11 protein-coding genes are annotated in these 12904 nt (G+C 71.2%); 5 read left to right on the top strand and 6 right to left on the bottom strand.

What is annotated here, in order from left to right; translation table 11 throughout:
- Genes ACQEUX_RS23155 through ACQEUX_RS23165 form a run of 3 tightly spaced genes read right to left on the bottom strand, consistent with a single transcriptional unit; the run spans position 1 to position 2724 of the window.
- Complete coding sequence (locus tag ACQEUX_RS23155) at positions 1 to 912, bottom strand: ABC transporter ATP-binding protein (protein WP_433052054.1); 912 nt, start codon at positions 910 to 912, stop codon at positions 1 to 3.
- Positions 912 to 1817 (bottom strand): ABC transporter permease, encoded by a 906-nt coding sequence (locus tag ACQEUX_RS23160; RefSeq protein WP_433052057.1) that lies wholly within the window; start codon positions 1815 to 1817, stop codon positions 912 to 914. Before ACQEUX_RS23160 ends, ACQEUX_RS23155 begins: the two co-directional genes overlap by 1 nt.
- Positions 1810 to 2724 (bottom strand): ABC transporter ATP-binding protein, encoded by a 915-nt coding sequence (locus ACQEUX_RS23165; protein WP_433052060.1) that lies wholly within the window; start codon positions 2722 to 2724, stop codon positions 1810 to 1812. Before ACQEUX_RS23165 ends, ACQEUX_RS23160 begins: the two co-directional genes overlap by 8 nt.
- Before the next feature lie 240 nt (positions 2725 to 2964).
- Here ACQEUX_RS23165 and ACQEUX_RS23170 point away from each other — a divergent pair, with 240 nt between their 5' ends.
- The 4 genes from ACQEUX_RS23170 to galT all read left to right on the top strand — a co-directional run bounded on the left by ACQEUX_RS23170 (position 2965) and on the right by galT (position 8096).
- Positions 2965 to 4470 carry a glycosyltransferase family 2 protein gene (locus tag ACQEUX_RS23170; RefSeq protein ID WP_433057083.1) on the top strand — a complete coding sequence of 502 codons (1506 nt, stop codon included), beginning with the start codon at positions 2965 to 2967 and terminating at the stop codon, positions 4468 to 4470.
- A gap of 88 nt (positions 4471 to 4558) precedes the next feature.
- Entirely contained in the window at positions 4559 to 6088 is a 1530-nt protein-coding gene (gene cysC / locus ACQEUX_RS23175; RefSeq protein ID WP_433052063.1) for an adenylyl-sulfate kinase, read from the top strand.
- A gap of 113 nt (positions 6089 to 6201) precedes the next feature.
- A complete protein-coding gene (locus ACQEUX_RS23180; protein WP_433052066.1) occupies positions 6202 to 7026 on the top strand; it encodes a DeoR/GlpR family DNA-binding transcription regulator in 825 nt (274 codons plus the stop codon).
- Positions 7023 to 8096, top strand: coding sequence for a galactose-1-phosphate uridylyltransferase (galT, locus tag ACQEUX_RS23185; RefSeq protein WP_433052069.1), 1074 nt, complete (start codon positions 7023 to 7025; stop codon positions 8094 to 8096). Before ACQEUX_RS23180 ends, galT begins: the two co-directional genes overlap by 4 nt.
- A gap of 296 nt (positions 8097 to 8392) precedes the next feature.
- Here galT and ACQEUX_RS23190 read toward each other — a convergent pair whose 3' ends face one another.
- Positions 8393 to 9610: an NADP-dependent isocitrate dehydrogenase gene (locus ACQEUX_RS23190; RefSeq protein ID WP_433052072.1), complete on the bottom strand. Its 1218-nt coding sequence runs from the start codon at positions 9608 to 9610 to the stop codon at positions 8393 to 8395.
- Positions 9611 to 9748: 138 nt separating this feature from the next.
- On the opposite strand from ACQEUX_RS23190, the gene ACQEUX_RS23195 reads away from it, so the two are divergent.
- The gene (locus ACQEUX_RS23195; RefSeq protein ID WP_433052075.1) at positions 9749 to 10546 is read left to right on the top strand and encodes an MBL fold metallo-hydrolase; all 798 of its coding nucleotides are present in this window, start codon (positions 9749 to 9751) and stop codon (positions 10544 to 10546) included.
- Between the two features lie 169 nt (positions 10547 to 10715).
- Here ACQEUX_RS23195 and ACQEUX_RS23200 read toward each other — a convergent pair whose 3' ends face one another.
- Both ACQEUX_RS23200 and ACQEUX_RS23205 read right to left on the bottom strand, forming a co-directional pair.
- Positions 10716 to 11666, bottom strand: coding sequence for a malate dehydrogenase (locus ACQEUX_RS23200; RefSeq protein WP_433052078.1), 951 nt, complete (start codon positions 11664 to 11666; stop codon positions 10716 to 10718).
- A 95-nt stretch (positions 11667 to 11761) separates the two neighbouring features.
- Positions 11762 to 12622, bottom strand: coding sequence for a bifunctional methylenetetrahydrofolate dehydrogenase/methenyltetrahydrofolate cyclohydrolase (locus ACQEUX_RS23205; protein ID WP_433052081.1), 861 nt, complete (start codon positions 12620 to 12622; stop codon positions 11762 to 11764).
- Between the last annotated feature and the right edge of the window lie 282 nt (positions 12623 to 12904).

Consider the following 12904-nt stretch of genomic DNA (forward strand, 5'->3'; position numbering starts at 1 on the left):
TCAGGCCTCCACCAGGTAGGAGAAGACGCTCTCCAGAGACTCGTCGGACGGCACCAGTTGGCGCACCCGGATGCCTTTCTTGAGCGCGATCCGGGGTAGCGCCCGGGTGAAGGCGCCGTAGTCACCGGCCCGCACGGTCAGGCCCGTCGGGTCCAGCTCGACCCCGCTCACCGACGGCTCGGCGATCAGCGCGACGGCCAACGCCCGGTCGTCGGTGGAGCGCACCGCGAAGACGTGCGGGCGGTTGGTCATCAGCCGGCGGATGGTCCGGAAGTCACCGGAGGCGGCCAGCCGGCCGGCCACCATCACCTGCACCGTCCCGGAGACCTGCTCGACCTCCTCCAGGATGTGCGAGCTGAACAGGATCGTCCGGCCGGCGTCACCCAGGGTGTGCAGCAGCTGCATCATGTGCAGCCGCTGGCGCGGGTCCATCCCGTTGAACGGCTCGTCGAGCAGCAGCACCTGCGGGTCGTGCACCAACGCGGCGGCGACCCGGGCGCGCTGACGCATGCCCTTGGAGTACGTGCCGATCCGGCGGTCCTGCGCCGACTCCAACTCGACCAGGTCGATCGCGCGCCGGGCCGCCGCCGCCGGGTCCGCCAGCCGGTGCAGCTTCGCGCTGGCCAGCACGAACTCGTACGCGGTGAGGAAGCCCTGCACCGCCTCCCGTTCGCTGACCAGCCCCAGTCGCCGGTAGACGTCGGGATTGCGCCAGGTCGGCTGGTCGTCGAGGGTGACCGTGCCGCGCGACGGAGCGAGGAACCCGGCCATCATGTGCAGCAGGGTGGTCTTGCCGGCACCGTTCGGGCCGAGCAGCCCGGTCACGCCCGGCCCCAGGGCCATGCTGATGTCGTTGACCGCGACCACGTTGCCATACCACCGGGACACCCCGGTCAGGCTCAGCGTGCTCATCAGGAGGCGACCTTCCGGTAACGGGCCAGCAGGAGGGCGGTCGCGCCAGCGACCAGCAACACCGCGACCAGGGCGTAGACCGGGCCGAACCGACCAATGGACAGGCCCGCCTGGCCATCCTCGACGAGCAGATCGCCGAGCGACCAGATGCCCGTCCCCCGCACCAGCGTGGGAGGCGACGCCAGCCCGGCCAGCTCGTTGGCGGTGCGCGACGGCAGGATGCTCAGCGTGCCCACGATCGGGGTGGTCATCAGGAAGACCGCGACGACGCCGCCGGCGGCGAAGGCGCGCTTGCCGGTCAGCGACGCGACCAGCAGCCCGACCGAGGCGAAGACCACCGCCCACAGCCCGGCGTAGAGCAGCCCGGGTAGCAGGTCGAGCAGCTCGTTCCACACCCCACGCATGCCGTCCTTGGTGGTGAACGCGGCGCCCAGGAACATCACCAGCTGCGGCCCGCCGAGCAGCAGCCAGAGCGCGGTGACCAGCGCCAGCAGCTTGGCCAGCGCGTAGTCGGCGCGTGGCAGGGGCCGGGAGAAGTACAGCGGTAGGACGCCGCTGCGCAGGTCCCGGGAGACCAGCTCGGGCGCGGCCACCGCGACGAAGAAGATGACCAGCCAGCTCATGTTGTCGGCGAACTGGGCGTACGTGGCGACCGGCTCGCCGATCTGGCTGCGTACCGCGGCCAGGCCCACCGCGACCAGGGTGACGATGCCGACCACCAGCCACGGGAAGATCTTGGCCTTGGCGCTGCGCCCGAACCCGAACGCGGTGCGCAGCGCGTGCAGGTAGAGCGCGCCGAAGACGTGCCGCCGGCCCAGCCGCGGGCCGCGGTAGCGCTGGTAGCCGATGTCGTGGATGACGCCGGTCGGCGCGGGGCGCACGGCGGCGGAAGACGGCTCAGGCATGAGTGAGCTCCCTCGTGGCGAAGAGTTCGGCCACCCGGTGCCGACGCTGGTCCAGTCGGTGCAGCGGCAGGTCGAGTTCGGCGACCGCGCCGAGGATCAGGTCGTAGGTGCTGTCGTCGGCGAGCGGTACGAGGAGCAGTCGCCCGTCCCGCGCCACCGGCAACTTGAGCTCGGCGAGCCGGGCGGCGAGTTCCTCGGTGCCCTCACTGACCTCCACGGCGAGCACGTCGGTTGCCGAGGTCATCGCGGAGATGTTGTCGGCGCGCAGCAGCCGGCCACCGTCGATGGCGATCAGCGTGTCGCAGATCCGCTCCACCTCGCCGAGCAGGTGCGAGCAGACCAGCACGGAGATGCCGAACTCGGTGCCGATCCGGTGCACCAGGGCCAGCATGGCGTCGCGGCCGGCCGGGTCCAGACCGTTGGTCGGCTCGTCGAGCAACAGCAGGTCGGGGTCGTGCACCAGCGCCTGGGCCAGCTTGACGCGTTGCTTCATGCCGGTCGAGTAGCCGCCGACGGGCCGGTAGCGCTCCTCGTAGAGCCCGACGTGCCGCAGCGCCTCCGACGCCCGCTCGCGGGCCGCGGTGCGGGGCAGGCCGCTCATCCGGCCGAGGTGGGTGACCAGCTCGGCGGCGGACAGGTCCGGCGGGAGGCAGTCGTGCTCGGGCATGTAGCCGACCCGGGCGCGGACCGCCGCCGGTTCGACGGTCGGGTCGATACCGAGCACCGACACCTGGCCGCTGGTTGGGGCGATCAGGCCGAGCAGGATCTTGATCAAGGTGGATTTGCCGGCGCCGTTCGCGCCCACCAGGCCGATGATCCCGGGCTCGACGGCGACGGTGAGGTCGGCGAGCGCGGTGACCCGACCTCCGTACGTCTTGGTGAGCGACTGGGTCGCGATCAGTGTCACGCTGCCCAGCGTAGGGAGTCGATGCGCAGCGCCGACACCGGCGCGCCCCCGGCGCTTCCCTGATCCTTGCCGCAGCGGACCCCTAAGGTCCGCCGCCGCAGGTGTTCCGACGTTTTCGCCGGTCCCGCGTTCGGCTCGACCCCGCCTCTGGAAAGGCCGGTCCGAGGTGACACCATTCACTTCCCGTTCACCGGGCAGCAATCAGGCAGGTGATCGACTGACGACGCGGGAGGGATCGTGATGGTCGAGGTGGGCATCCCCAAGGTAAGCGTCGTGGTGCCGGCGTACAACTGCGGCCCGCACATCGAGAAACTCGCCGCCTCGCTGCTGCGCCAGTCACTGCCCGCCGACGAGTTCGAAGCGATCTTCGTCGACGACGGCTCGACCGACGACACGGCCAGCCGGTTGGACCGGCTGGCCGCCGAACACCCACACATCAGGGTGCTGCACATCGAGAACTCCGGCTGGCCGTCGCGCCCGCGCAACCTGGGCATCGAGCACGCCCGCGGCGAGTACGTCTTCTTCGCCGACGACGACGACTGGTTCGCCGACGAGGCGCTGGAGCGGCTCTACGCCTGCGCGAAGACGCACGACGCCGACATCGTGGTCGGGAAGATGGCCGGGTACGGGCGCTCCGTGCCACGGGAGCTGTTCCGGAAGAACCGGTTCGCCGCCACCCTGGAGAACTCCCCGCTGATCGACAGCCTGACCTGCCACAAGCTGTTCCGGCGGTCGTTCCTGAACGAGCACGATCTGCGGTTCCCGGAGGGCGGTAAGCGTCGGCTGGAGGACCACTCGCTTGTCGTTCGCGCCTACTTCCTGTCCCGGCGTACCTCGGTGCTGTCCGACTACACCTGCTACCACCACATCCAGCGGGGCGACGCGCGCAACGTCACCGCGGCCCAGTTGGACCCGTCGAGTTACTTCGCCAGCGTGCGGGACGCCCTGGACATCGTGGACGCCCACACCGAGCCTGGCCCGCTGCGGGACCGGCTGCACCGGCGGTGGCTGCGCAACGAGATGCTCAGCCGACTGCGCGGCAAGCGGCTGCTGGACGCCCCCGAGGACTGGCTGGAGCAGGTCGCGCTGGAGACCCAGAAAATTATCCAGGACCGGTTCGCCCCTGGCGTCGCCGCTGGGCTGCCGCCCCTGCTGCGGGCCGTGGCGTACCTGGCCGAGCGGGGTCGTGTCGCGGACCTGCGCCGGCTGGCCCGCTGGGAGGCGGGCATCGCCGCGCACGGCAGGATCGACGAACTCCAACGCTCCGACCGCGCGGTCACGGTGACCGTCGCCGCCGAACTGCGCTCCGCGGACCAGCCGGTCGGCTTCCGCGCCGACGACGGTCGGGACGTCTTGGTGCTCCCGATGGAGGAGATCGCCCCCGAGGTGCTCGACTCCACCGCCCAGGTCCGCAAGGCCCGGGTGGACATGGTGGCCCGCCGCCGGGAGACCGGAGACGAGATCTTCCTTCCGGTGACCTTCCAGACCGAGCGGATCACCGCAGCGGACACCGTCCACCTGGTGCACCGGGCCACCACCACGATCGACTTCGGCGTCCTCAACGGCGGCCGGACCAGGGGTAGCTGGCTGCTCAAGGCCCGGATCACCAATGCGGGTTGGACCGAGGACGCGCGGCTGCCGCTGGTGTTCATCTGCCGGGCCGACGGCTCGCGGCCCCGGATCCGCGACGAGCGGAAGGTGTGGAACCGCCTGCGGTCGGCGGTGGGCCGGCGGATCCGGCGCTGATCTACCCGTCCGGGTCGTGGAGTGGCGCCCTCGACCGATCGGCGGTCGGCTGCGAAACTGTGTGCCGGTCAGCGAGTGGGGGGTGTGGATGAGCAACGGCTGGGTGCTGCCAGACGAGGTGCTGCGGGACGCACCGGCGTACACGCCGCGTCCCAACGAGCTCGCGGATCTGGAGCTGCTGCTGACCGGCGCGTACGCCCCTCTGACCGGCTTCATGACCCGCGCCGACCTGGTCTCGGTCAGCCGACGTGGCCGGTTGGCCGACGGCGCACCGTGGCAGGTCGCGGTGACCCTCCAGGTGCCGGCCGCGCTGGCGCAGAGCTTCGATCCGCGCGACCCGGCCCGTCGGGCGCTGGTGCTGACCGACGGCGAGGGCGCGCCGGCGGCCGCCCTGGACGTGGCGGACGTCTGGCCGGTACGCGAGGGCGTGGCCGGGGTGGGCGGCCAGGTCCGGCGGCTGGGCGACGGTGGCCACGGCCCGTTCCAGCGACTGCGCCGCAGCCCGGCCGAGGTCCGCGCGCTGCTGCCCCCGGGCCGGGTGCTCGGGGTGATCGCCGACCGGCCGCTGCATCGCCCGCAGCTCGCCCAGATCGCGCATGCCGCCCGCACCCTGGCCGCGCACCTGCTCGTGATGATCCCGGTCGGTGAGAACGGCGCCGGTGGGCTCCCGCCGGAGGCACTGGTACGCACCGTCTTCGCCGCCCGGGACCGGATGCCGCCCGCCACCCTGGTCGCGGTGCCGCTGTCGCACCGACGGGAGGAGATCAGCGACGCGCTGCTGCGCGCCCGGGTCTCCGCCGCGTACGGGGTCACCCACCTGCTCTCCACGGGGGAGATGCTCTCCGGTGCCGGGTTGCGGGTGTTGGTGCCGCGCGAGCTCGCGTACGACAACCGGGACGGGCAGTGGCGTTGGCGGGAGGACATCCCGCCGCGCAATCGTCGGCTCGCGCTGACCCAGCAGGAGATCGACGACCTGCTCGACCGGGGTTTCCCGTTGCCGGAGTGGCACACCCCGCCGGCCGTGGCGAGGGAGCTGGCCCGGGTCCGGCCGCCGCGCCGGCACCGGGGGCTGGTCGTCTTCATGACCGGCCTCTCCGGTTCCGGCAAGTCGACAATCGCACGAGGGCTGGCGGACACGCTGCGGGAGAGCGGCGACCGCACGGTGACCCTGCTCGACGGGGACGTGGTGCGCCGGGAACTCTCCGCCGGGCTGGGCTTCAGCAAGGCCGACCGGGATCTCAACGTCCGGCGGATCGGCTGGGTGGCGGCCGAGATCGCGCGGCACCGTGGGGTGGGTATCTGCTGCCCGATCGCCCCGTACGCGGCGGCTCGCGCCACCGCCCGTGACATGGCTCTGGCCGCTGGTGCGGGTTTCGTGCTGGTGCACGTCGCCACTCCGCTGGAGGTGTGCGAGCGGCGGGACCGCAAGGGCCTGTACGCGAGAGCGCGGGCCGGCCTGCTCACCGGGATGACGGGTATCGACGACCCGTACGAGGAGCCGACCGACGCCGACCTGGTGCTCGACACCACCGACCTGAGTGTGGCGGACGCGGTGCAGGCCGTGCTGCACCATCTGACCGAGACCGGCTGGGTGGAGCTGAAGGCCCCGTCCGCCTGACGGCGTCGCCGTACCCCGTTCCTTCCACCGCTGCCCGCTACGCGCTAGTGTTCATCTTTGTTGGAACACGTTTGACCGCGTGAGAGTACGTGGACCCCTGGGAGGCACGGCACATGCTCGCTCAGCAGCGGCAGGCGGCCATCCTGGAGCGGGTCCGGTCGACCGGCGGCGTCCGGGCGAGTGAGTTGGCCGCCGAGTTCGGTGTCTCCGACATGACCATCCGGCGCGACCTGGAGACGCTGCACGAGCGCGGCCTGCTGGCCAAGGTGCATGGCGGCGCCACGACGGCCGGGCCGAGTTCGACCGACGAGCCGGGCTTCCACGCGAAGTCGGTCCGCCAACTGCCGGAGAAGGCCGCCATCGCGGACCGGGCGGCCCAACTGGTCCGGCCTGGCGCGGCGGTCGCACTCTCGGCCGGCACCACCACGGCCGAGCTGGCCCGGCGGCTGGTGGACGTGCCCGGCCTGACCGTGGTGACCAACTCGCTGCCGGTTGCCGAGATCCTGCACGCCGGTGGTCGACCGGACCAGACGGTGGTGCTCACCGGTGGCGTCCGCACGCCGTCGGACGCGCTGGTCGGCCCACTCGCGGTCGGGGCCGTCCGGTCACTGCACCTGGATCTGCTCTTCCTGGGCGTCCACGGCATCACCGAGCGGGCCGGCTTCACCACGCCGAACCTCATGGAGGCGGAGACCGACCGGGCGCTGGTCGCCGCGGCGGACCGACTGGTGGTGCTCGCCGACCACACAAAGTGGGGCACGGTGGGCATCTCCTCGATCATCGAGCTGGCTGCGGCACACGTACTGGTCAGCGACGACCGGTTGCCTCCGCACGCACGACGGGTACTCGGCGAACAGGTGGGCGAATTGATCATGGTGAAGGCAACAGGGGCGGGCCGCGGGACGCGCACGCCGACGAGTGAGGGGACGGCGCAGTGAAGCGCACCGCGATCGACCTGGCCGACGGCCGGGAGCTGATCTACTTCGACGAGCGCGACGATGCGGTCCGCGACCAGCCCGACCGCCGGGACCTGCCGCCGCCGCCCCCCGCGTCCCAGCTGCGCTACGACCCGCTGACCGACGAGTGGGTGGCGGTCGCCGTGCACCGGCAGACCCGCACCTTCCTCCCGCCGGCGAACGAGTGCCCGCTCGACCCGTCGGTGGGCGACCGGCTGACCGAGATCCCCGCGCCCGACTACGACGTCGTGGTCTTCGAGAACCGGTTCCCGTCGCTGAGCGGCCGGGTGGCCGACGAGCCCGGGGAGATCACCCCGTTCACACCGGTCCGGCCGGGCCTCGGGCGGTGCGAGGTGGTGTGCTTCACCTCGGACCACAACGCCTCCTTCGCCAGCCTGCCCCCGCGTCGGGTCCGCACCGTGCTGGACGCGCTCGCCGACCGCACCGAGGTGCTCGGCGAACTGCCCGGCGTGGAGCAGATCTTCTGCTTCGAGAACCGGGGCGTCGAAATCGGCGTCACGCTGCACCACCCACACGGGCAGATCTACGCGTACCCCTTCGTGACGCCGCGCACCCGCGCGCTGCTGGCCGCGGCGCGCCGGCACGCCGAGCGGACCGGCGGCAACCTGTACGCGGACGTGCTGGCCGCCGAACGCGCCACCGGTGACCGGGTGGTCACCGAGAACGAGCACTGGACGGCGTTCGTCCCGGCGGCGGCCCGCTGGCCGTTCGAGGTACACGTGGCGCCGCGCCGGGTGGTGCCGGACATCCCGGCGCTCAGCGACAGCGAGCGGGACGCCTTCGGGCCGCTCTACCTGGACCTGCTGCGCCGCTTCGACGGCCTGTTCGACATGCCGATGCCGTACATCTCGGCCTGGCACCAGGCCCCGGTGCGGATCGACCGGGAACTGGGCCACCTGCACCTGCAGTTGTTCAGCATCCGGCGGGCCACGGACAAGCTGAAGTACCTGGCGGGCTCCGAGTCCGGGATGGGTGTCTTCATCAACGACATCTCTCCCGAGCGGGCCGCCGAGCTGCTGCGCGCCGCCTGAGACGGGTGGGCAGCGCCGCCTGAGACGGGCGGGAGACAGGGCGCGGGGGGCCCGGGACAGGGCCCCCCGCAGGGAAGGGACGGCTGGCTGTGCGCGGCACAGCCGGGAAGGCTGGCTGATCGGCGCACGGGTGCCGCGGGTCGACCGTGGTCAACCTTCCTGGACGCGACTGGCATCTCGTCCATCCTGGTCAACGAGGCGCGCCGACCGGAGTGACGCCGGACGGCGCGCCGCCGCCGGACACGCCGAAGCCCGCCGGCGGGTGCCGGCGGGCTCCGATGATGCGTACGCCTGAATCAGGCAGCGAGCTTGCGAGCCAGGTTCTCGTCGAGCGCGTTCATGAACTCGTCGGTGGTCAGCCACGGGGCGTCACGCGAGATGAGCAGCGAGAGGTCCTTGGTCATCTGGCCACCCTCGACGGTGTCGACGATGACCTGCTCCAGGGTGTTGGCGAACTCGGTGACCGCCGGGGTGCCGTCCAGCTTGCCCCGGTGCGCCAGGCCCCGGGTCCAGGCGTAGATCGACGCGATCGGGTTGGTCGACGTCTTCTCACCCTTCTGCCACTGCCGGTAGTGCCGGGTGACCGTGCCGTGCGCGGCCTCCGCCTCGACGGTGCGACCGTCCGGGGAGAGCAGGACGGAGGTCATCAGGCCCAGCGAGCCGAAGCCCTGCGCGACGGTGTCGGACTGCACGTCACCGTCGTAGTTCTTGCAGGCCCAGACGTAGCCGCCCTCCCACTTGAGCGCGGCGGCGACCATGTCGTCGATCAGCCGGTGCTCGTAGGTGATGCCGGCGGCGGCGAACTCGGCCTTGAACTCGGCCTCGAACACCTCGGCGAAGATGTCCTTGAACCGGCCGTCGTACGCCTTGAGGATGGTGTTCTTGGTGGACAGGTAGACCGGGTAGTTGCGGTCCAGGCCGTACCGGAACGACGCCCGGGCGAAGTCCCGGATCGAGTCGTCGTAGTTGTACATGCCCATGGCGATGCCGCCGCCGGAGAAGTTGGCGACCTCCATCTCCATCGGCGCGCCGCCGTCGGCCGGGGTGTAGGTGACGGTCACCTTGCCGGGGCCGGGGACGACGAAGTCGGTGGCCTTGTACTGGTCACCGTGGGCGTGCCGGCCGATGATGATCGGCTTGGTCCAGCCGGGGACCAGCCGCGGCACGTTGGACATGATGATCGGCTCACGGAAGACGACGCCGCCGAGGATGTTGCGGATGGTGCCGTTGGGCGACCGCCACATCTTCTTCAGGCCGAACTCCTCCACCCGGGCCTCGTCCGGGGTGATGGTCGCGCACTTGACGCCGACGCCGTGCTCCTTGATGGCGTTGGCGGCGTCGATGGTGACCTGGTCGTCGGTCTCGTCGCGGTGCTGGATCGACAGGTCGTAGTAGTGCAGGTCGACGTCGAGGTAGGGCAGGATCAGCTGCTCCCGGATCTGCTTCCAGATGATCCGGGTCATCTCGTCGCCGTCGAGTTCTACGACCGGGTTGTTTACCTTGATCTTCGCCATCGGCCGGCGCTCCTCTCGGGGGACACGTGCTCAAGCAGTACGAGCGTACTGCAATCGGGCCGGCAGCCCCCAGCCGGCCTCGACCGGCCGGCGGAAACCGGGCTGCACGGCGCAGGAGTTGCCTGGCATCATCGCCCGATGCCACTGAGCCGCACCCTCGGGTCTATCACGGTGACCGCCCTGACCGACGGGGAGGGTGCCTTCTTCCAGCCCCGTGGCGAGGCGTTTCCGCACGCCACGGCAGCCCACTGGCGGGAGGCCGACCGGCGCGACCCCGGCGCGGTCACCGCCGACGGGCAGTGGTGGCTGCCATTCCGCAGCTTCGCGATCCGCGCCGGTGACGGGCCGGTCACCCTGGTCGACGCCGGGATCGGCCCGGCCGACGCGCCCGCCGCGAGCTGGGCACCCGTGCCCGGCCGGATGCCCGCCGAGTTGGCCGCCGCGGGCATCGACCCGGCCGACGTCGACACGGTCGTGCTGACCCACCTGCACAGCGACCACATCGGCTGGGCGGTCACCGGCACACCGAGGCGGCCGTACTTCCCGAACGCCAGCTACCTGCTGCAGCGCGCCGAAGTCGACGCGGCGGAGACGCTCAACCCAGGGCTACCGGCCGGCCTGATCGCGCCGTTGCGCGCCGCCGGCCAGTTGCGGGTGGTCGACGGTGAGACCACCCTCACCCCGGCGGTACGTCTGCTGCCCACCCCCGGCCACACCCCCGGCCACCAGTCGGTGCTGCTGACCTCCGCCGACGAACGGATGCTGATCACCGGCGACCTGCTGGTGCACATGGTGCAGCTCGTCGACCCCGGCCTGGCCTACGCCCACGAGGAGGACCCGGAAGAAGCCCGCCGCTCCCGAACGAACCTCCTACAGACCCTCTCCCCCACCCTGCTGGCCACCCCCCACCTGGCCACCCCCTTCACCCAGACCTAAGCCCTCCCCCGCCCGCCCTCCCCCGTGTTGATCACGAGGTTTGCGTCAGGAATCGCGTTCCCGGTGACGCAAACTTCTTGATCACCAGGACAGATGGGGGTTGGTGGACATGCAGGAGGGGCGGGCCGGCGGTGCCGGCGCGCCCCTCCTGGCACGGTGGTTCGGGGGATCACATGCTGGAGATGTCGCCCTGCTTCGCGCGGACGGCTTCGGCGGCCGCCAGGAGGCTGGCGCGCTCGTCGGCGTCCAGGTCGGTCTCGACGACCCGCTTGACGCCCTCGGCGCCGATCTCGGCCTCGACACCCAGGTAGACGCCCGAGATGCCGTACTCGCCGTCGACCCAGGCGCAGACCGGCATGACCTCGCCGGAGTCCTCGGCGACGGCCTTCGCCATCCGGGCCGCGGCGGCGGACGGGGCGTAGTACGCCGAGCCGGTCTTGAGCAGCGCGACCACCTCCGCGCCACCGTTGCGGGTCTTGACGACCAGCTCCTCGATCTGCTCGGCCGGCATCGCCTCACGCAGCGGCTTGCCGTTGACGGTGCTCTTCGACGGCACCGGAACCATGGTGTCGCCGTGCGAGCCCAGGGTCAGCGTGCGCACCGACGCCACCGGCACGTTCAGCGCCTCGGCGACGAAGTTGGTGAACCGGGCGGTGTCCAGCATGCCGGCCTGGCCGAGCACCCGGTTCTTCGGGAACTGGGTGGCGAGCTGCGCCAGCGCGGTCATCTCGTCCAGCGGGTTGGAGACCACGATGACGACGGCGTTCGGGGCGTACTTGGCGACGTTCTCCGCGACCTGGCGGACGATCTTGGCGTTCGTCGCCAGCAGGTCCATCCGGCTCATGCCGGGCTTCCGCGGCAGACCGGCGGTGATCACGACGACGTCGGAGCCCTCGATGGCCTCGTAGCCCTCACCGTTGGTGCCGGTGGTCACGCCGACCACCTTGGTCTCGAAGCCCTCGATGGCCCGCGACTGGTTGAGGTCGAGCGCGAGGCCCGCGGGCTTGCCCTCCACGATGTCGGTGATCACTACGGTGTCGAAGACGTCGTACTCGGCCAGGCGCTGTGCGGTGGTGGAGCCGTAGAAGCCAGCCCCGACGACAGTGACCTTCTTACCCATGGTCGTCCCACTCCCTGATACCAGTCGGTTTTCCGGACCGTATCAGTCATCCTGGCACCGATCCGGTCAGGGGCGGACGGTTACGGCCTTACACCTCAGCCGCGCTCCGCGCGCTCCACCACGTTGGTGAGCAGCATGGCCCGGGTCATCGGACCGACGCCACCGGGCATGGGAACCAGCGCACCGGCCGTCTCGACCACCTCCGGGTCCACGTCGCCGGTGTAGCGGCCCTTGCCGTCGGCGCCGATCACGCGGGTGATGCCGACGTCCACCACGACCGCGCCGGGGTTGATCATGTCGGCGGTGAGCAGGCCCGGTACGCCGGCCGCGACGATGACGATGTCGGCGGCCCGAGTGTGCGAGGCGAGGTCGAGCGTGCCGGTGTGGCAGAGGGTGACCGTGGCGTTCTCGCTGCGGCGGGTGAGCAGCAGGCCGAGCGGACGGCCGACGGTGTTGCCCCGACCGACCACCGCGACGGTGGCGCCGCGCAGTGCCACGTCGTGCCGGCGGAGCAGCTCGACGATGCCGCGCGGGGTGCAGGGCAGCGGGCCGTCGTAGCCGAGGACGAGCCGGCCCAGGTTGACCGGGTGCAGCCCGTCGGCGTCCTTGTCCGGGTCGATCAGTTCCAGCACCCGCTGGGTGTCGAGGTGCGCCGGCAGCGGCAGCTGGACGATGTAGCCGTGGCACGCAGGGTCGGCGTTCAGCTCGGCCAGCACGTCGTCGACCTGCTGCTGGGTGGCGTCGGCCGGCAGTTCCCGGCGGATCGAGGCGATGCCCACCTCGGCGCAGTCCCGGTGCTTGCCGTTGACATACGCCTGGCTGCCCGGGTCCGCCCCGACCAGGACCGTGCCCAGCCCGGGGATGATCCCGCGTTCCGCGAGTGCCTTCACCCGTATCCGCAGCTCGTCCTTGATTTCCGCTGCGGTTGCCTTGCCGTCCAGAAGCGTCGCCGTCACGACCAAATCGTCTCACGGCCACCGCCCGCGGTTCAGACGACCTCACTCGGACCGCCCGCCGCCGTCCAGATCACCACTGTCGGACGTGACCATGTGTGACGTGTCGCTAGTCACTCTCGGTCACTGCATGTGGATTCGGTCACCATCGAACCAGACACGGTGGCCGCGCGGGACGGAGACCGGACGACGACCCCAGAGGGCGGCATCCCCACTCAGGCTGGCACAGCCAGCCCTCCGATCGCCTGAATATTCGCAGGCGGGCGAGGTTTAAGCCGACTTCCA

Origin of the sequence: Micromonospora sp. CA-259024 (genome assembly GCF_050936255.1) — a bacterium.
Taxonomy (GTDB): Bacteria; Actinomycetota; Actinomycetes; order Mycobacteriales; family Micromonosporaceae; genus Micromonospora.